This window comes from Segeticoccus sp., assembly GCF_035708005.1.
Genome location: NZ_DASSTI010000134.1, coordinates 1 through 18,358, shown reverse-complemented (window position 1 = coordinate 18,358; position 18,358 = coordinate 1). Strand labels below are relative to the sequence as shown.

21 protein-coding genes and 1 pseudogene are annotated in these 18,358 nt (G+C 71.5%); 14 read left to right on the top strand and 8 right to left on the bottom strand.

The features are described 5' to 3' along the window. The 3 genes and pseudogenes from VFL99_RS13125 to VFL99_RS13115 all read left to right on the top strand — a co-directional run. Positions 1 to 278, top strand: a pseudogene (locus VFL99_RS13125) (glutamate--cysteine ligase); the annotation flags it as partial. 126 nt (positions 279 to 404) lie between these two features. Further along, positions 405 to 974, top strand: coding sequence for a hypothetical protein (locus tag VFL99_RS13120; protein WP_325106814.1), 570 nt, complete (start codon positions 405 to 407; stop codon positions 972 to 974). A gap of 4 nt (positions 975 to 978) precedes the next feature. After that, complete coding sequence (locus VFL99_RS13115; RefSeq protein WP_325106813.1) at positions 979 to 1,611, top strand: RES family NAD+ phosphorylase; 633 nt, start codon at positions 979 to 981, stop codon at positions 1,609 to 1,611. 40 nt (positions 1,612 to 1,651) lie between these two features. Here VFL99_RS13115 and VFL99_RS13110 read toward each other — a convergent pair whose 3' ends face one another. Beyond that, a complete protein-coding gene (locus tag VFL99_RS13110; protein WP_325106812.1) occupies positions 1,652 to 2,278 on the bottom strand; it encodes a histidine phosphatase family protein in 627 nt (208 codons plus the stop codon). Between the two features lie 17 nt (positions 2,279 to 2,295). Here VFL99_RS13110 and VFL99_RS13105 point away from each other — a divergent pair, with 17 nt between their 5' ends. The 3 genes from VFL99_RS13105 to VFL99_RS13095 all read left to right on the top strand — a co-directional run bounded on the left by VFL99_RS13105 (position 2,296) and on the right by VFL99_RS13095 (position 4,237). Continuing rightward, entirely contained in the window at positions 2,296 to 2,769 is a 474-nt protein-coding gene (locus VFL99_RS13105) for an OsmC family protein (protein ID WP_325106811.1), read from the top strand. Positions 2,770 to 2,819: 50 nt separating this feature from the next. Next, positions 2,820 to 3,368 (top strand): type 1 glutamine amidotransferase domain-containing protein, encoded by a 549-nt coding sequence (locus VFL99_RS13100; RefSeq protein ID WP_325106810.1) that lies wholly within the window; start codon positions 2,820 to 2,822, stop codon positions 3,366 to 3,368. Positions 3,369 to 3,430: 62 nt separating this feature from the next. Continuing rightward, positions 3,431 to 4,237 (top strand): fructosamine kinase family protein, encoded by an 807-nt coding sequence (locus VFL99_RS13095; protein ID WP_325106809.1) that lies wholly within the window; start codon positions 3,431 to 3,433, stop codon positions 4,235 to 4,237. Positions 4,238 to 4,265: 28 nt separating this feature from the next. Here VFL99_RS13095 and VFL99_RS13090 read toward each other — a convergent pair whose 3' ends face one another. Beyond that, on the bottom strand, positions 4,266 to 5,102 hold the full coding sequence (locus VFL99_RS13090) for an aldo/keto reductase (protein WP_325106808.1): 837 nt from the start codon (positions 5,100 to 5,102) through the stop codon (positions 4,266 to 4,268). Positions 5,103 to 5,180: 78 nt separating this feature from the next. Between VFL99_RS13090 and VFL99_RS13085 the strand changes: the two genes are divergently transcribed. The 7 genes from VFL99_RS13085 to VFL99_RS13055 all read left to right on the top strand — a co-directional run bounded on the left by VFL99_RS13085 (position 5,181) and on the right by VFL99_RS13055 (position 11,020). After that, positions 5,181 to 6,323 carry an ABC transporter substrate-binding protein gene (locus VFL99_RS13085; RefSeq protein WP_325106807.1) on the top strand — a complete coding sequence of 381 codons (1,143 nt, stop codon included), beginning with the start codon at positions 5,181 to 5,183 and terminating at the stop codon, positions 6,321 to 6,323. Next, the gene (locus VFL99_RS13080) at positions 6,320 to 7,171 is read left to right on the top strand and encodes an ABC transporter permease (RefSeq protein WP_325106806.1); all 852 of its coding nucleotides are present in this window, start codon (positions 6,320 to 6,322) and stop codon (positions 7,169 to 7,171) included. Before VFL99_RS13085 ends, VFL99_RS13080 begins: the two co-directional genes overlap by 4 nt. Before the next feature lie 25 nt (positions 7,172 to 7,196). Next, positions 7,197 to 8,069 carry an ABC transporter permease gene (locus tag VFL99_RS13075; RefSeq protein WP_325106805.1) on the top strand — a complete coding sequence of 291 codons (873 nt, stop codon included), beginning with the start codon at positions 7,197 to 7,199 and terminating at the stop codon, positions 8,067 to 8,069. Beyond that, positions 8,069 to 9,133 (top strand): ABC transporter ATP-binding protein, encoded by a 1,065-nt coding sequence (locus tag VFL99_RS13070; protein WP_325106804.1) that lies wholly within the window; start codon positions 8,069 to 8,071, stop codon positions 9,131 to 9,133. Before VFL99_RS13075 ends, VFL99_RS13070 begins: the two co-directional genes overlap by 1 nt. Positions 9,134 to 9,235: 102 nt before the next feature. After that, on the top strand, positions 9,236 to 9,361 hold the full coding sequence (locus VFL99_RS13065) for a GNAT family N-acetyltransferase (protein ID WP_325106803.1): 126 nt from the start codon (positions 9,236 to 9,238) through the stop codon (positions 9,359 to 9,361). 28 nt (positions 9,362 to 9,389) lie between these two features. Continuing rightward, positions 9,390 to 9,986 carry an HhH-GPD-type base excision DNA repair protein gene (locus VFL99_RS13060; protein ID WP_325106802.1) on the top strand — a complete coding sequence of 199 codons (597 nt, stop codon included), beginning with the start codon at positions 9,390 to 9,392 and terminating at the stop codon, positions 9,984 to 9,986. Between the two features lie 14 nt (positions 9,987 to 10,000). Further along, on the top strand, positions 10,001 to 11,020 hold the full coding sequence (locus tag VFL99_RS13055; protein ID WP_325106801.1) for an alkaline phosphatase family protein: 1,020 nt from the start codon (positions 10,001 to 10,003) through the stop codon (positions 11,018 to 11,020). Between the two features lie 9 nt (positions 11,021 to 11,029). Here VFL99_RS13055 and VFL99_RS13050 read toward each other — a convergent pair whose 3' ends face one another. From VFL99_RS13050 to VFL99_RS13040, 3 genes are all read right to left on the bottom strand, one after another. After that, positions 11,030 to 12,397, bottom strand: a complete 1,368-nt coding sequence (locus VFL99_RS13050; RefSeq protein ID WP_325106800.1) for a GH1 family beta-glucosidase — start codon at positions 12,395 to 12,397, stop codon at positions 11,030 to 11,032. A gap of 10 nt (positions 12,398 to 12,407) precedes the next feature. Next, positions 12,408 to 13,640 carry an MFS transporter gene (locus tag VFL99_RS13045; RefSeq protein WP_325106799.1) on the bottom strand — a complete coding sequence of 411 codons (1,233 nt, stop codon included), beginning with the start codon at positions 13,638 to 13,640 and terminating at the stop codon, positions 12,408 to 12,410. A gap of 293 nt (positions 13,641 to 13,933) precedes the next feature. After that, a complete protein-coding gene (locus tag VFL99_RS13040) occupies positions 13,934 to 14,449 on the bottom strand; it encodes a putative immunity protein (RefSeq protein ID WP_325106798.1) in 516 nt (171 codons plus the stop codon). A 46-nt stretch (positions 14,450 to 14,495) separates the two neighbouring features. Here VFL99_RS13040 and VFL99_RS13035 point away from each other — a divergent pair, with 46 nt between their 5' ends. After that, positions 14,496 to 15,104, top strand: coding sequence for a class I SAM-dependent methyltransferase (locus VFL99_RS13035; protein ID WP_325106797.1), 609 nt, complete (start codon positions 14,496 to 14,498; stop codon positions 15,102 to 15,104). A 22-nt stretch (positions 15,105 to 15,126) separates the two neighbouring features. On the opposite strand, the gene VFL99_RS13030 is transcribed toward VFL99_RS13035, so the two are convergent. The 3 genes from VFL99_RS13030 to VFL99_RS13020 all read right to left on the bottom strand — a co-directional run. Beyond that, positions 15,127 to 17,514 (bottom strand): excinuclease ABC subunit UvrA, encoded by a 2,388-nt coding sequence (locus tag VFL99_RS13030; RefSeq protein WP_325106796.1) that lies wholly within the window; start codon positions 17,512 to 17,514, stop codon positions 15,127 to 15,129. Continuing rightward, complete coding sequence (locus VFL99_RS13025) at positions 17,511 to 17,927, bottom strand: VOC family protein (RefSeq protein ID WP_325106795.1); 417 nt, start codon at positions 17,925 to 17,927, stop codon at positions 17,511 to 17,513. The genes VFL99_RS13030 and VFL99_RS13025 overlap by 4 nt, the downstream gene beginning before the upstream one ends. Positions 17,928 to 17,932: 5 nt before the next feature. Further along, positions 17,933 to 18,358: helix-turn-helix transcriptional regulator (locus VFL99_RS13020; RefSeq protein ID WP_414713754.1), on the bottom strand; the 426-nt coding region annotated here is incomplete at its 5' end.

Genomic DNA, 18,358 nt, shown 5'->3' with positions numbered 1-18,358 from the left:
AGGTGTCGGCCGACGAGCTGGTGCTGCGCCACCTGCTGCCGCTGGCGCGGCAGGGTCTGGAGGACTGGGGCGTGTCGGGCACGGTCTGCGACCGCTACCTCGGGATCATCGAGCAACGCTGCACCTCCGGCGTCAACGGCGCGAGCTGGCAGGTCGACGCGGTCGCCCGGCTGGAGGAGCGGGGACTGGACCGGCGCGAGGCCCTGCGGGAGATGCTGCGGCACTACGTGGAGGGCATGCACAGCAACGAGCCGGTGCACACCTGGCCGCTGCCCTGACCGCCGGCGCCAGGGAGGTGGGCCCAGCGCCGGACGGGACGTCGCTCAGGGAATCGGCTGTCGGTCGCCGACGTTATCCTCGACAGGCAATGCCCTTGACGGGCTTGACGCAGAGGAGACGGAGCGATGGCAGCGACGGCAGAGGCACCGGGCACGGCCACCGGGCAGGACCGCGACACCCGACAGCTCACCGAGCGGGTCGCCGAGCTGGTCGGCGAGCGCGCCCGCTCGTTGGCGTTGCAGGGGCGCAGCCTGGCCGACCTGGGTGACCCGGAGGAGCTCGCCCAGCGGATGGTCGCGGCACTGCCGAGCCAGCATGCCTGGGACGAGCGGCTGGGCCCGTTCTACGACACCGCCGGGCTCGTCACCTGGCTGGGCATCAGCCGGCAGGCGCTCGCCGACCGGGTCCGGCGCGGGACGCTGCTGGCGTGCCGGACGGCCGACGGGCACCTGGTCTACCCGGCGCTGCAGTTCGCCCGCGACGGCGCGGTCCGTCCCGGCGTCGTCGACGCGGTCGGGCAGTTCACGCGGGCCGGTGCCGACGGGTGGGCGATCGCGGTGTGGCTCACCACGCCCAGCGACGCGTTCGACGGGCACAGCGCCGTCGACTACCTGGTGGTGCACCGCACCTCGGCCAACGCCGTGGAGCAGGTGCGCGACGTCGCGGCCGCCGATGCGCGGGGCTGGAGCCGCTGAGGTGGTGAGTGCCCGTGAGCGGGTGGCGCAGGGACCGCCACCGGAGCACCTGGCCGGCTTCCCGGCATACCGGGTGGGGGCGGGGGAGGAGCTGCACCGGGCGCACCGACGTGACCGGGGGCCGTGGTGGTTCGGCAACGACGGCGGGGGGCGGTTCGACCTGCCGGCGCCGCGCGGCACCTGTTACCTGGCGAGCGAGCCGCTGGCGGCTCTGCGCGAGCGGCTCGGGATCGTGCTCGGCGGCGAGGCGTTCGTGCCCGCCTCGCTGCTCGAGGATGCGGTCGTCTCCCGGCTGCACGTCCCCGACGAGCGCAGTCTCGCCGACTTGCAGGACCGGGCGGCCAGCAGCTACGGCGTCACCCGGGAACTGGAGTCCATGACGCCGTATGCCGTCCCGCAGGCCTGGGCACGCGGGTTCGCCGGGGCGGGCTACCAGGGGGTGCGCTACGGGCCGCGCTTCTCCACCGGTGAGGTGAGTGCCGTGGCGCTCTTCGACGACGAGGGCGAGCGCGACTGGGATGTGGACGCCGAGCCGACGCCCGCCGGCCAGGTGCCGGGCGCGCCGACCGGGGTGCCCGTGCCGAAGCGGGACGAGCTGACGGTGGTGCGCACCCCGCGGACGCGAGCGCGGCGCTGAACCCGCCCGCGCCACCCGCGGAACGAGCAGGGCCCCCGCGTCAGACGCGCGCGGTGCGGTTCCAGGTGACGATGGCCGGCGTCTCGTGCTCGAACCCGAGCACGCTGACCGACCCGGCACTGAGCTTGATCTGAGCGGCGAACCGCGGCTCCTGGCGCAGGAAGACCGAGGCCAGCACCCGCAGGCAGTGCCCGTGGCCCACGAGGGCGACGTCGGCGTCCCGCAGGACCGGCAGTGCGCGGTCCACCACGCGGCGGGTGCGGGCCGCCACGTCCTCGACCGTCTCACCGGGGGTGTCGCCGGGGACGACACCGTCCTCGAAGACGGTCCACGGCCGGCCCAGCTCGGCCCGGATGTCTTTGGTCGTGCGTCCCTCGTAGCCGCCGTAGTCCCACTCCAGGAGGTTCTCGTCGACCTCCGCGCCGGTGAGCCCGGCCAGCTCCGCGGTGCGGCTGGCCCGCTGCAGCGGTGAGGTGAGGACCAGCCGGAAGTGGAAGCGCTCGAGCAGCGGCCCGGTCTGCTTGGCGACCTGCTCACCGTGGTCGGTCAACGGCACGTCGGTGCGGCCGGTGTGCCGCCCCGACTTGGACCACTCGGTCTCGCCGTGGCGCAGCAGCACGAGCGACCCGGTCGACGGGTGGGACCAGTCCTGGGCGGGAGAGCTCACTCTGGCAGGGTAGGTGCATGGAACCGCAGGACGCTTCCGCACCCGCCGCCGAGCAGCAGGCCCCACCTCCCGAGGGGCGCCGCGCGGTCACCATCCACCGCACCGGGCCCACGCGGTACCGGGCGGTCAACGCGCGTGGCGGCGAGATCGAGTTCAGCCACGGGGCGGACGAGCAGTTCACCCCGGTCGAGCTGCTGCTGGTGGCGGTGGGCGGGTGCACCAGCGTGGACGTGGACATCCTGACCAGCCGCCGCGCCGAGCCGGAGTCGTTCGAGGTCCTCGTCGAGGGCGAGAAGGTCCGCGACGACGAGGGCAACCACCTCTCCGGTGTGGAGGTCACCTTCCGGATCCGCTTCCCCGAGGGCGGGGCCGGGGACGAGGCGAGGCGGGTGCTGCCCGACGCGGTCCAACGCTCACACGAGCGGCTGTGCACCGTCAGCCGCACCGTGGAGCTGCCGACGCCGGTCGAGTTCCGCATCGCGGGGGACTGACGCACCGCCCCCGGTTGCGGCACGGAGAGCCGCGTCGCAGGCTCGAGAACATGACTGGTGCAACCACAACCGTCGCCTTCCTCGTCGCCGGGGAAGGCACCGAACGCGTCGAGCTGACCGAGCCGTGGGACGCCGTCCGCGACGCCGGCCACCAGCCCCGGCTGCTGAGCCCGCAGAGCGGCGAGGTCCAGACGTTCAACCACCTCGACAAGGCTGACACCTTCCCGGTCGACACCGCGGTCAAGGACGCCTCTGTGGCCGACTACGACGCACTCGTGCTGCCCGGCGGCGTGGCCAACCCCGACCAGCTGCGCATGGACGGTGACGCCGTCGGGTTCGTCCGTGACTTCGTTGCCTCCGGCAAGCCCGTCGCCGTGATCTGCCACGGTCCGTGGACCCTCGTCGAGGCCGACGTGGTGCGCGGCAAGCGGCTCACCTCCTGGCCCAGCCTGCAGACCGACATCCGCAACGCCGGCGGCGACTGGGTGGATGAGGAGGTCGTCCAGGACGGCAACCTCATCACGAGCCGCAAACCCGACGACCTGCCCGCCTTCACCAAGGCGCTGCTCGCCGCTCTCGGGGACCGGGGCGGCTCCTGACCACCTCCACCACCGGCCACGCGGCGGCGGTCGAGCGCCTGCTCGGCCGCCGCCCGTCACGGGTGCAGCCGGTGACCGGCGGCGACATCTGTATGGCGTCCCGCGCGCACCTGCCCGACGGCACCTCGGTGCTCGTCAAGACCCGCCCCGGCGCGCCGGAGGACTTCTTCGCCGCCGAGGCCCGCGGGCTGCGCTGGCTGGGCGCCGCGGACGCGGTGCCGGTCCCGGCCGTGCTCGGCGTCGACGCCGAGACGCTGGTGCTGGAGTGGGTCGACGAGGCCGCCCCGACGGCACCGGCGGCCTTGTCGCTGGGCCGCGGACTGGCCGCCCTGCACCGGACGGGCGCGGACCGCTTCGGCTCACCGACTGCCGGCTACGTCGGCACCCTGCCCACCCCGTCGGGGGAGTTCGACCGCTGGCCGGAGTTCTTCGCGGTCACGCAGCTGGAGCCGACGCTGCGGCTGGCCCGCGACCGCGGCGCTCTCGACGCGGCCCAGGCCCAGCCGGTCGAGCAGGTCCTCAGCCGCCTCGAGGACCTCGCCGGAGCGCCTGAGCCACCGGCCCGGCTGCACGGCGACCTGTGGTCGGGCAACGTGCTGTGGGGCAGCGGCGACCGCCCGTGGCTGATCGACCCGGCAGCGCACGGCGGGCACCGGGAGACCGACCTCGCGATGCTGGCGCTGTTCGGCGCGCCGGGGCTGGAAACCGTGCGCACGGCATACGAGGAGGTCTGGCCGCTCGCGGACGGGTGGCGGGCGCGTGTCCCGCTGCACCAGCTCCACCCGTTGCTGGTCCACGCGGCGCTGTTCGGCGGCGGCTACGGCGCGCGGGCCGCCCAGGCTGCGCGGGAGGCCCTGCGCGCCGGCTGAGGCCGCTGCCACCCTCCCGGCCTCGAGCTCACATCTCCTCGTGGGTGTCCGGGTCACCGCCGAACCGGCGCCCGTTCGCCCGGCCGAGCGCGGTGATCGCGGCGACCTCGTCGTCGGTGAGCTCGAACCCGAAGACGTCCAGGTTCTGCCGCTGCCGGTCCGGGTTCGCCGACTTGGGGATGGGCAGCGACCCGAGCTGCACGTGCCAGCGCAGCACCACCTGCGCGGGCGTGACTCCGTGGGCGCGGGCCGCGTCGGTCACCGCGGGCTCCTCGAACGGCGTGGGCCGCTTGCCCAGCGGGCTCCACGCCTCGGTGAGGATCCCGCGGTCGGCGTCGACGCCACGCATCTGCTGCTGCGGGAAGTAGGGGTGCAGCTCGAGCTGGTTCACCGCGGGCGTCACGCCCGTGTCCTCGATGATGCGGGCCAGGTGCTCGCTGGTGAAGTTCGAGACGCCGATGCTCCTGACCAGGCCCTGCTTCCGCAGGTCCACGAGGGCCCGCCAGGCCTCGTGGTACTTGCCCACGCTGGGGTTCGGCCAGTGGATGAGGTGCAGGTCGAGGTGGTCCAGGCCGAGCCGTTCGAGCGACTCGTGGGTGGAGCGGATGGCGTCGTCGTAGCCGTGGTGGCGCCCGGGGATCTTGCTCGCGACCTGGACCTGGTCGCGGGGCAGACCCGAGCGGCGCAGTGCCTCGCCCACCTCCCGCTCGTTCTCGTAGTTGACCGCCGTGTCGATGAGTCGGTAGCCCGCCTCCAGCGCCGAGGTGACGGCCCGTATGCCGTCCTCGCCCTTGAGCGGGTAGGTCCCGAAGCCGATCGCCGGCAGGGTGTTTCCATCATTGAGCGTGTGTGTCGGAATGGCCACGCTCCCCAACGTAGCCGCCGCTCGGCTCTACAGTGAGACCGGAGCCGCCGTCGGAGCGGCACAACTCGGAGGTCAGCGATGAAGATGCGTCGTCGTGCGGTTCTGGGCCTGTCCGCCACCGTCGTGGTGGCGGCGCTCGCGGCGGGGTGCGCCCCGCCCAGCACCTCCAGCGGCGGGAGCAGCGCGAAGACCAGCGGTGGCGGCGTGGACGCGGCGAAGGCGACCTCGGCGGGGTCCTTCGGCGGGATGAGTGCCCTGGTGAAGGCGGCCAAGAAGGAGGGCCAGCTCAACGTCATCGCGTTGCCGCCGGACTGGGCGAACTACGGCACGATCATCAAGACCTTCGAGAAGAAGTACGGCATCAAGGTCAACTCCGCCCAGCCCGACGGCGCCAGCCAGGACGAGATCAACGCGGCCAAGCAGCTCAAGGGCACCAGCCGGGCCCCCGACGTGTTCGACCTCGGGCAGTCGGTCGCGCTCGCGAACCTCAAGATGTTCGCGCCCTACAAGGTGCAGACGTTCGACACGATCGGCAAGCAGTTCAAGGACCCGAACGGCACGTGGGTCAACGACTACGGCGGCATCATCTCGATCGGCTACAACTCCAAGAAGGTGCCCCCGGTCAAGACGCTCGACGACCTGCTGAAGCCTGCCTACAAGGGCAGCGTGGCGCTCAACGGTGACCCGACCCAGGCGGGGGCCGCCTTCAGCGGTGTCGTGATGGCGGCGATCGCCAACGGCGGCAGCGCGGACAACGTGGCGCCGGGGGTCAACTTCTTCGTCAAGCTCAAGAAGGCCGGCAACTTCCTGCCGGTCGACCCCACGCCCACGACGATCGAGTCCGGGCAGACCCCGGTCGTCATCGACTGGGACTACACCAACGCCGCCGAGACCCCGAAGGTCCCGGGCTGGAAGGTCATGGTCCCCCAGAACGCGATCGTCGGCGGCTACTACTTCCAGGCCATCAACGCCGAGGCCCCGCACCCGGCGGCGGCCCGGCTGTGGGAGGAGTTCCTCTTCTCCGACGAGGGGCAGAACCTCTACCTCAACGGTGGGGCGCGCCCCGTCCGCGCCGACGACATGAAGAAGAAGGGCACCCTCGACCAGAAGGCGTTCGCGAAGCTGCCCGCGGTGCACGGCCAGCCGGTCATCCCGACCAACGCCCAGACCAACAAGGACGCGCAGTACCTGTCGAAGAACTGGTCCAAGGTCACGAGTTGAGCGGAACCGCTCGGCGGGCCCTGCCCGCCCTGGGGATGGTGCCCTTCCTGGGCTACCTGACCATCTTCTTGTTCATCCCGACGATCGTGATCATCGTCGGGGCGTTCGAGGACCACGGCCATGCGAGTTTGGCCAACGTCGAGGCGCTCGGGACCGCGCCGGTGCTGCACGCGCTGCGGCAGAGCCTCGTGGTCTCTGCCAGCACGGCAGTCGTCGGCGCGGTGCTGGGCGGGTTGCTCGCCTATGCCGTGGTCACCGGGCGCCCGGACGGGATGCTGCGCCGGGCGGTCACCAGCGTCTGCGGGGTCCTGGCCCAGTTCGGCGGGGTCATGCTGGCGTTCGCGTTCATCGCGACGGTCAGCTTCTCGGGGTCGCTGACGACCCTGCTGAAGGACACCGTCGGCGTCGACATCTCCGGCGCCTGGCTGTTCGACGTGCCCGGGATCATCTTGGTCTACACCTACTTCCAGATCCCGTTGATGGTGATCGTCTTCCTGCCGGCCCTGGACGGCCTGCGGGTGCAGTGGCGCGAGGCGGCGGAGAACCTCGGGGCCTCGACGTGGCAGTTCTGGCGGCACGTCGGCGGGCCGTTGCTGTTGCCAGCGTTCCTCGGCTCGACGCTGCTGCTGTTCGCCAACGCGTTCGCGTCCTATGCGACCGCCGCCGCGCTGGTCAGCCAGGGCAACCCGATCATCCCGCTGTTCATCCGCGCGGCGCTCACCAGCGAGATCCTGCTGGGTCGGCAGAACCTCGCCTACGCGTTGTCGCTGGAGATGGTGGTCGTCGTCGCGATCGTCATGGGGCTCTACGCCCTGCTGGTGCGCCGGACCTCGCGGTGGCTGCGATGAGCCGGCACCCGTGGAGGTGGGCCCGGTGAGCACCTCGCGCCAGCGCAAGGCCCAGCGGCTGCGGGGGTTCCGGATCGCCACGTTCGTGCTGCTCGGCCTGTTCTTCGTCGTCCCGCTCCTCTCGATGGTCGACTTCAGCACCCGCGACCTGCAGACCGGCGGGCGCACCGGGACGGCGTGGTCCGCGCTGGTGCACGACCCGGAGCTCACGGCCGCGATCATCACCTCGCTGGAGCTCGCGGTCCTCACCGTGATCGGGATGGTGGTCCTGCTCGTGCCCACCATGGTGTGGGTGCGGCTGCGGGTCCCGTGGGCGTCGCGGCTGATCGAGTTCCTGTGCCTGCTGCCGTTGACGATCCCGGCCCTGGTGATCGTGGTCGGTATCCGGCCGGTGTACGCCTGGGTCAACTACCTGATCAGCGGGTCCGCGCTGACGCTGGCGTTCGCCTACGTGGTGCTCGTGCTGCCGTACGCGTTCCGCGCCCTGGACGCCGGCCTGTCCTCGATCGACCTGACCACGTTGGCCGAGGCGGCCCGCAGCCTGGGCGCTGGATGGGTCACGGTGATCGTGCGGGTCGTCGTGCCGAACATCATGTCGGCCCTGGTGTCGGCGGCGTTCATCTCCGTCGCGCTGGTGCTGGGGGAGTACACCTTCGCCTCGCTGATGAACTACCAGACCCTGCAGGTGGTCATCGCGTTCTTCGGCAAGAGCAACGCCCAGGTGTCGGTCTCGGCATCCTTGGCCGCGTTGATCTTCGGCTTCGTGCTGCTGCTCCTGCTGTCCCTGCTCGGCAGCCGGGGACGGCGCAGCCGCCGGGCCGGGGTGGAGCCGCTGCCGGCGACCGGCGCGATGACCGCGACGTCGGCGGGCACCACGACACCGGAAGGAAGTGAGTGATGACCGCGTCCGTGCGGACGGAGACGCGCAACAGCGTGGAGGTGCGGATCGAGGGGCTGCACCGCCACTTCGCCGACGTGCACGCCCTCGACGGGCTGGACCTCGTGCTGCACCCCGGCGAGCTCGTCGCGCTGCTCGGCCCGTCCGGCTGTGGCAAGACGACGGCGCTGCGCATCGTCGCAGGCCTGGACGAGCCCGATGCCGGACGCGTGGTGGTCGGCGACCGGGACGTGACGCACGTCCCCGCCAACCGACGCGACATGGGCATGGTCTTCCAGGCCTACAGCCTCTTCCCGCACCTCACGGCCCAGCAGAACGTCGAGTTCGGGCTGAAGCTGCGCCGGGTCGACCGCGCCAAGCGGGCCGAGCGGGCCCGGCACATGCTGGAACTCGTCGGCCTGGGCTCCCAGGCCAACCGCTACGCCAACCAGCTCTCCGGCGGGCAGCAGCAGCGCGTCGCCCTGGCCCGGGCGCTCGCGATCGAGCCCTCGGTGCTGTTGCTCGACGAGCCGTTGTCCGCCCTCGATGCCAAGGTCCGGGCGCAGCTGCGCGAGGAGATCCGCCGGGTGCAGCTCGAGGTCGGCACCACCACGTTGTTCGTCACGCACGACCAGGAGGAGGCCCTGTCGATCTCGGACCGGGTCGGCGTGATGAACAAGGGCCAGCTGGAGCAGCTCGCCACCCCCGAGGAGCTCTACACGGCGCCGGCCACCGAGTTCGTGGCCGAGTTCGTCGGCTTGATGAACCGGGTCCCGTGCCGGGTCGAGGGCGGCCGGACCTCGGTGCTGGGCACGACGGTGTCGGTCCGCGAGGGATCGGTCGGCTCGGGGGAGGGGGCGGCCCTCGTGCGCCCCGAGCACCTCGAGGTCGAGCCGGACCCCGCCGGTGATGCGCGCGTGGTGAGCGTGAGCTTCCTCGGCTCGGTCACGCGGGTGCGCGCGCGCACCGCTGACGGCCACGAGGTCCTTGCCCAGGCGAACGGCGCCGAGGCCGCCAGCCTGTCGGCGGAGGCGCCCCTGTCGCTGCGGCTGGTCGCCCACGAGCTCCTCGTCGTGCCGCGGTAGGGCCCGACGTGCGTTGGGAAGCCCTTGACCGTTCGCCCACGACCTGTCCGAGGCGGTCAGGCTCGCGCACAACGACGCCTTTGCCACCCACTGGGGATCTCCGTGGAACTCGGGGTCGACTCGCAGAACCCCACGGGTGCCGGCGCACTCTATGAGTCGGCGGGTTTCCGCGCCACCAAGACCTTCGCCGCCTACGCGCGGGAGGAGCCGGCCGACGGTTCCGCGTGACCGGGGACCGGCCGCTTACACTCGGCCCATGGCTGCGACCTCCCCGTCCGCGCGCTCGACGCCCGAGCTGCACCTGGCCCAGGACCCCGAGGCCGACGCGGTGCTGAGCAAGGACGCCTTCGCGCTCATCGTCGGCATGCTGCTGGACCAGCAGTTCCCGATGGAACGCGCCTTCCAGGGGCCGGCCAAGATCCTCGAACGGTTCGGCACCCTGGACCCCGGCCGGATCGCCACGGCCGACCCGGGGGAGTTCGCCGACCTGTGTGCGACGCCGCCGGCGATCCACCGCTACGGCCGGTCCATGGCGGCCCGGGTCCAGGCGCTCGCCGCCGTGGTCGAGGGGGAGTACGGCGGGCGTGCCGAGCGGATCTGGACCGAGGCGACCAGCGGGGCGGACCTGCTCGAGCGGCTCGTCGCGCTGCCCGGCTTCGGGGACCGCAAGGCGCGGATCTTCGCCTCCCTGCTCGGCAAGCAGCTGGGCGTGCGCCCGGACGGGTGGCGCGAGGCGATCGGCCCCTACGCCCAGGAGGGCACCCACATGTCGATCGCCGACGTGGTCGACCAGGAGTCCCTCGACAAGGTCCGCTCCTGGAAGAAGCAGCAGAAGGCGGCCGCCCGGCAATGAGGCGCCTCGGGGGGATGTCGGGGGTCGTCGGCGCGGTCGCGTCGGTGCTGTTGCTGGCTGCCTGCTCCGGTGGGACGGCCGGTGCGGGAACCACCGGGCCGAGCACACCGACCGCCAGCGCCTCCACGTCGCCGGCCACCACGCCGTCGTCGGCACCGTCCGCCTCGGCGGCCCCTCGCCAGAGGGCGACGTCGTCCACCAGTGCGGGCGCACCTGCCTCCTCCGGCCGCGCCGCGACCGGCCCGGCCGTCAGCAAGCTGCTCGTCGTCGTCTTCGAGAACCACTCCGCCCAGCAGGCCACCGACCAGATGCCGCACCTGGCGCAGCTTTCCCAGCAGTACGGCCGCGCCGCCAACTGGTATGCCGTGGCACACCCCTCCCTGCCCAACTACCTGGAGATCACCGGCGGCTCGACGTTCGGCGTCAGCGACGACGCCAACCCGGCTGCCCACCCGCTGTCGGGGCCCAGCGTCTTCGGCCAGCTCGCGGCCCACGACCACCCGGTCGCGGCCTACGCCGAGGACATGCCCCAGAACTGTGCCCAGCACGGGGAGGGGGAGTACGCCGTGAAGCACAACGCCTGGGCCTACTTCACCGACCCCACCGAGCGGAGGCTGTGCGACGCGCACGACGTGCCCGCCGGCACCGCCTCCTCGGGAGCGTTCCGGGACGCGGTCGACCGCGGCAGGCTGCCGGCATACGCGCAGCTCATCCCCAACCTCTGCCACGACGGGCACGACTGTCCGCTGAGCCAGGCCGACGCCTGGCTGGGGCAGTCGATGGACCTGGTCCGCTCCGGCCCGGACTTCACCTCCGGGCGCCTGGCCGTGGTGATCACCTTCGACGAGGACGACCACCACGCCGACAACCACGTCCTGACGGTCGTGGTGGCCCGGCAGCTGCACCATGTCGTGGTGGGGCAGCGGATGACGCATGCCTCGCTGGCCGCGGCACCCTCCCGGATGGTCGGACTGCCGCCGCTGCGCGGGGCGCAGGGCTCGCCCGACCTGCTGAAGGCCTTCGGCCTGAACTGATTCGGCGGGTCAAGGCCTGGCGGCGAGGAGCTGCTGGAACCAGCGGTAGGAGTCCTTCGGGGTCCGGCGCAGGGTGGCGAAGTCCACGTGCACCAGCCCGAACCGCTGGCGGTAGCCCTCCGCCCACTCGAAGTTGTCCATCGTCGACCAGACGAAGTAGCCCCGGACGTCGACACCGTCCGCGATGGCGGCCGCCACCGCGCGCAGGTGGTCGCGGTGGTAGGCCGTGCGGCGCGGGTCGTGCACCTGTCCGTCCGCACCGACCACGTCGTGGACGGCGCACCCGCTCTCGGTGACGTAGAGCGGCGGGAGCTGCCCGGCATACCGGTCCCGGAAGGTCTGCAGGACCTCGGTGAGTCCCTCGGGTGCGACTGCCCACCCGAAGTCGGTGGTGGGGTGACCGCTCAGGGGGCGCGGCTCGAAGGGCAGGCCGTCCGGCAGGGGGAGGGCCGCCAGCGGCGAGGACTGCGCGGGCGTCGCGCCGGGCGCACCGATCACCGTCGGCTGGTAGTAGTTGATGCCGTAGAAGTCGAGTGGGGTGGAGATCACGTGCAGGTCGTCGGCGACCGGTCCGGGCATCGCCTCGGCGAAGTGATCCGGGTAGCTGCCGCACAGCACGGGATCGGCGAACAGCCAGTTGTAGGCGGTGTCGTAGAGCGCCGCGGCGGCTCGATCCTCGGTGCTGTCGGACGCCGGCCAGGTCGGGGCGTGGTTGGACGCGGTGCCGATGGTGTGGCACCCGGCGGCGCGGAGGGCCTGCGTGGCCAGGCCGTGCCCGAGCAGCAGGTGGTGGGCGACCGGGAGGGCCCGGGCGCCGAGCTGCAGCCCCGGCGCGTGGACCCCGAGGGCGTAGCCGAACATCGCCACGACCACCGGCTCGTTGACCGGGACCCACATCCGCACCCGGTCGCCGAGGCGTGCCCCGACGATCGCGGCATAGTCCGCGAGGTGCTGGGCCGTGGCACGGGACTGCCAGCCGCCGGCGTCCTGCAGCGGCTGCGGCAGGTCCCAGTGGTAGACGGTGACGACGGGGGAGATCCCGGCGGCGAGCAGCTCGTCGACCAGCCGGTCGTAGAAGTCGAGACCGGCCGGGTTGACGGCACCGGTGCCCTCCGGCTGGATCCGCGGCCAGGACAGCGAGAACCGATAGGCGTCCATCCCGAGGTCCCGCATCAGCGCCACGTCCTCGGCATGGCGGTGGTAGTGGTCGCAGGCCACCTCGCCGGTCTCGCCGTCCTTGATGTTCCCCGGCTGGGCGCAGAAGGTGTCCCAGACCGAGCGGCCGCGGCCGTCGGCCTCGACCGCGCCCTCGACCTGGTAGGCCGCGGTCGCGGTGCCGAACACGAATCCGTGGGGCAGTTCAGGGAACTCAGTCATCTGGCTTTCCTCATTCGACGGTCCTGATGAAGCGGACGAGTCCGGCGCCGAGGATCCCCATGGCGCCGGAGACGGCGAAGAGTCCGTGGTAGCCGCCCAGGCTGGTGATGACGGCGGCGCCGATGGCCGGCGCCACGACCTGGGGCAGCGCGTTGGCGATGTTGAGCACGCCCATGTCCTTGCCGCGCGCGGTCGCGGCGGGCAGCACCTGGGTGATGAGCGCGAAGTCCACCGAGGTGTAGATACCGAAGCCGAGGCCCATGATGAAGGCCGCCGCGAGCACGATGGTCCAGCTCTGCACCCCGGCGAGGAGGGCCGACGCGAGGGCCATCACGAGCCCGGCGGCGGTGACGAAGGCCTTCCGGCGCCCGGTGCGGTCGGACAGCCGGCCCGAGATGACGACGGCGACGCCGACCCCGAGGGCGTTGACCGCGCCGATGATGATGACGTCCGCCTCCGGGTGCGGCCGGTGCAGGGCGTCGCGCAGGAAGTACAGCAGGTAGACCATGACCGTGCTGTTGCCGAAGTTCATCAGGAAGCGCGTCAGCCAGGCCCACCCGAAGTCGGGGTGGCGTCGGGGGTTGATCCAGAAGCCGCTCGCGAACTCCCGCCAGCTCCACGCAGAGAGCTCCTCGCGCACCAGGCGCACGTCCTGGCGCGCGAGGACGAACGGCACCATCGCCAGGAGCAGCACGACCGCGCTCGCGAAGAACCCGGCTTCCCCGGCCACGACGGTCGCCAGCCCCACCGCGAACAGGACCCCCAGGAGCTGGGCCAGCCCGAGCCAACCGGCGACCGTGCCCCGCTGCTGCTCGGGCACCTGGTCGGGCACCACCGCCGACAGGGCGGCCCAGGACGCGTTCAGCGTGCTCTGCACGAGGCACCACGCGACCACCATGAGCAGCACGCTCTGGGCTACGCCCTCGAGGACCAGGCTCAGCGCGCCGGCGACCCCACCGGCGACGACCCAGGGCAGCCGGCGCCCGAACCGCGAGGTGGTGCGGTCGGACAGCGCCCCCCACAGGGGGTTCATCACCATGGAGAAGATCGCCCCGAGCGAGGTCACCAGGGCGAGGGTGTACTCCTTGTCGTGCGGCGCGATGGCGGCCGCCTTGTTCGGCAGCAGGATCTGCAGCGGGCCGAAGAACCCGACCATCACCCCGATCCACGCGAGGTTGAACCGCAGTGTCCACCGCAGGCCGACCTTGGTGGTCGGCTGGTCGGTGGCACGGGGGAGTGGCACCTCAGCACCCGCCGCCGGCGATGCCCACGCCACTGCCCGTGCCGCGACCGCCCGCCCCACAGGGTGCGGTGCCTCTCATGGAACGAGCCTCGCAGATGTTGGCCCATGAAGGTCACTCGAAACCAGCTGCACGACCTCGTCCTGCGGATCATGCGCCGTCCGGACAGGCCGCTGACGAGTGACGGTGACGAGTGACAGACCCGTGGCAGGGGAGCCGTCAGCGTGAGCGGGTCAGTGCCCCGTCTCGGGTTGACTTGACATAATGTACATTATCGGCGTTCCACGAAGGCTCCTCAGCAGGTGAACACCGACCAGCAGATCTCGTTGCGCAACCGCTCGTCGTCCAGGACGAGCTCACGGATCGGGTCTGGCAACTGGTCCCGCTGCCACTGGCACTCGCGCCGCCCCGCCGCATCGGCGTCTCCATCCGGTGCGGCCGCACGTGCGGCCTTGATCGCATAGGCCGCCGCACCGAGGTCGCGCGCCGCGACATGGGCCACCGCGCCGGCCTGCCCGGCGGCATACGCCGCATGACGGGGCGCCCCAAGCAGCTCCCTGGCCGCGCCCATCGCATGGCCGCCCGCGGCGCGCGCCTGCGTCATGGTGACCTCACCTCGCACCCAGGCCCTGGCGCGCTCGATCGCGTGACGTGGTCGTGGGTCCTCCGGCCGCGCCGCCTCGAACAGGTCGAGGACGTGTTCGGCGCACAACGCGGCCCACAGTGCCAACCGGTGGTGATCTGCGTCCGTGAGGGTCCCGCCCCGGCGGATCGTCACGAGGCGCGGGTCACGGACCGCCGGGAGGATCACGCTCGCATGCTATGCCTGCAGCAGCGACGTCGATATCGTCTCGCCCGTGGGTTCGCGACCCGGGCACGGCAACTGGGATGAGCAGTATGCGCCGGACACACCGCCGCCACCCTGGGAGATCGGCGGTGTCCAGCCGGCGCTCGTCGCCCTGCTCGAGGCGACCTCGATCCAGTCGCCGGTCCTGGACGTCGGCTGTGGCACAGGCGATCTCGCCCTCCTCGTCGCCGAGAGGGGCCACCAGGTCGTCGGGGTGGACTGCTCGTCTCGCGCGGTCACCGCTGCGCGCGAGAAGGCGGCGGCACGGGCCCTCGACATCGACGTCCGCGTGGGAGACGCCGAGCACCTGGAAGGCCTCGGCGTCCGACCGAGAACCGTCCTCGACTCGGGCCTGCTGCACAACCTGGACGACGACGGCCGACGAGCCTACGTCGACGGGCTCACCACCATCTGCGGCACGGGGGCCCGCGTCTGCGTACTCGCCGTGCAGCAGGAGGCCGGCCCGGGCTGGGACCTGACCCGCGAGATGCTCCAGCAACTGTTCTCGGCACCAGCCTGGGCCAGGACGAGGATCCAGCCGGCCGACGTCCTCGCGCACGTGGACGGCGAGGTGCTGCACCTGCCCTCATTGCTGCTGACGACCGAGCGAGCCTGCTGATCGACTCGTTCGCGGCGTCAGCTCAGGCGCCCACGTAGTCCGCGAGGTGCTGCCCGGTCAGCGTGGACCGCGCGGCGACCAGCTCCGCCGGCGTGCCCTCGAAGACGACGCGACCACCGTCGTGCCCGGCCCCGGGGCCGAGGTCGATGATCCAGTCCGCGTGCGCCATGACGGCCTGGTGGTGCTCGATGACCACGACCGACTTGCCGGAGTCGACCAGCCGGTCCAACAGGCCCAGCAGCTGCTCCACGTCGGCCAGGTGGAGGCCGGTGGTCGGCTCGTCCAGCACGTAGACAGCGCTGCGGCCGCCCTTCTGTGACATCTGCGTGGCGAGCTTGAGCCGCTGCCGCTCCCCACCGGACAGGGTGGTCAACGGCTGCCCCAACTTGACATAACCAATGCCCACGTCCTCCAGCCGCTGCAGGATCGTGTGGGCAGCAGGCAGATCGGCCTCGCCGGTCCCGAGAAACTCCACCGCCTCGCCCACGGACAGGTCCAACACCTCGGCGATGTTCCGCCCACCGAGCGTGTACTCCAGGACCGCCGCCTGGAAGCGCTTGCCCTCGCACTCCTCGCAGGTGGTGCTGAACGTCTCCATGAAGCCGAGCTCGGTGTAGATGACGCCGGCACCGTTGCAGGCTGGACACGCCCCGTCGGAGTTCGCGCTGAACAGGCCTGGCTTCACCCCGTTCGCCTTGGCGAAGCCCTTGCGGATGGGGTCGAGCGCCCCGGTGTACGTGGCCGGGTTGCTGCGCCGGGAGCCCTTGATCGGGGTCTGGTCGACGAGCACGACTCCGTCGCGCCCGGCGATCGAGCCGTTGACCAGCGAGCTCTTGCCTGAGCCGGCCACACCGGTGAGCACACACAGCACACCGAGCGGCACGTCGACATCGACGTCCCGCAGGTTGTTGGTCGAGGCGCCGCGGATCTCCAGCGCGCCGGAGGCGCCGCGCACCGCGTCCTTCAGCGAGGCGCGGTCGCCCAGGTGGCGACCGGTGATGGTGCCACTCCCCCGCAGTCCCTCCACGCTGCCCTCGAAGCAGACCGAGCCCCCCGCCTCCCCGGCGCCGGGCCCGAGGTCGACCACGTGGTCGCCGATCTCGATGGTCTCCGGCTTGTGCTCGACCACCAGCACGGTGTTGCCCTTGTCGCGCAGCTGCAGCAACAGGCGGTTCATCCGGGCGATGTCGTGCGGGTGGAGCCCGATCGTCGGCTCGTCGAAGACGTAGGTGACGTCGGTCAGTGACGAGCCGAGGTGGCGGATCATCCTGGTGCGCTGGGCCTCTCCACCGGACAGCGAACCGGCTGACCGGTTGAGGCTGAGGTAGCCGAGCCCGATCTCCACGAACGAGTCCAGGCTCTCCCCCAGCGCGTCGAGCAGGGGCTTCACCTCGGGTTCGGTGAGCCCACGCACCCACTCGGCCAGGTCGCTGATCTGCATCGTGGCCGCCTCGGCGATGCTCAGCCCGTCGATGCGCGAGGACCGTGCCAGCTCGCTGAGTCGACTCCCGCCACAGTCGGGGCAGGTGCCGAACGTGATCGCCCGGTCGACGAACCGCCGGATGTGCGGCTGCATGGCCTCGCGGTCCTTGGCCAGCATCGACTTGCGGATCTTGGGGATCAGCCCTTCGTAGGTGACGTTCACCCCCTCGACCTTGATCCTCGTGGGTTCCTTGTAGAGCAAGGCGTTCAGCTCGCGCTTGGTGAACGTGCGGATCGGTTTGTCCGGGTCGAAGAAGCCGCAGCCGCGGAAGATCCGGCCGTACCAGCCGTCCATGCTGTAGCCGGGGATGGTGAGGGCGCCCTCGTTGAGCGACAGGTTCTCGTCGTACAGCGCCGTGAGGTCGAAGTCGGTCACGTCGCCCCGGCCCTCGCACCGCGGGCACATGCCGCCCGTGATGCTGAACTCGCGGCGTTCCCTGACCTTCTCGCCGCCACGTTCGACGGTGACGGCCCCGGCCCCACTGATGGAGGCGACGTTGAACGCGAACGCCTGGGGTGAGCCGATATGAGGCTTCCCCAGCCGGCTGAACAGGATCCGCAGCATCGTGTAGGCATCGGTGGCCGTGCCGACGGTGGACCGGGGGTTTGCGCCCATGGGGTCCTGGCCGACGAGGATCGCGGTCGTCAGGCCCTCGAGCACGTCCACGTCGGGCCGCGCCAGTGAGGGCATGAAGCCCTGGACGAACGCGCTGTAGCTCTCGTTGATCATCCGCTGCGACTCGGCGGCGATCGTGTCGAAGACCAGCGAGCTCTTGCCCGACCCGGACACCCCGGTGAACACGGTGAGCCGGCGCTTCGGGATCTCGAGACTGACACCCTTCAGGTTGTTCTCGCGCGCCCCGTGCACGCGGATCAGTTCGTGGGCGTCCGCCACGTGCCGCGCTGCCTCCGGCGTTCCCTTCGTCATGCGCCGCGCAGCTCCTGGATGCGGACCATGTTGCCCGCGGGGTCGCGGAAGGCGCAGTCGCGCGTACCCCACGGCTGCTCCGTCGGCTCCTGGACGACCTCGGAGTCACCTGCCTGCACCTTCTCGAAGGTGCCGTCGAGGTCCTTGGTGGCGAGCATGATCCAACCGTAGGTGCCCTTGGCCATCATTTCGGTGATCGTGCGGCGTTCGCCCTCGGTGATGCCCGGGTCCGCGGCCGGCGGCGCCAGCAGGATGCAGGTCTCGGGCTGGTTCACCGGGCCGACGGTGATCCACCGCATGGGGCCCTGGCCGACGTCACTGCGGACCTCGAAGCCGAGGACGTCCCGGTAGAACGCGAGCGAGGCCTCCGGGTCCAGGTGCGGAAGAACGGTGGTGTGAATCGTGATGTCCATGGCGCTCAAACTAGATCCAGATCCGCGAGCGGTGCTTCTCGATTCCTGATCGGCCTGGTCACCTGCTTGACGACGCACGACGGTATGCCGGCCGCACCGGAGGCTACGCGGCTGCGGTAGGTGCTGGGCGGCATACCGACCAGCTCGGTGAAGCGGGTGCTGAAGGTGCCCAGGGATTGGCAGCCCACCGCGAAACAGACCTCGGTGACGCTGAGGTCCCCGCGCCGCAGCAGGGCCATCGCGCGCTCGATCCGGCGCGTCATGAGGTAGCTGTAGGGCGACTCGCCGTAGGCGAGGCGGAACTGGCGGCTCAGGTGGCCGCCGGACATGTGCACGCCCCGGGCGAGGGCCTCGACGTCCAAGGGCTGGGCGTAGTCCCGGTCGATGCGGTCGCGGACCCGTCGCAGCCGCGCGAGATGACGCAGCCGTTC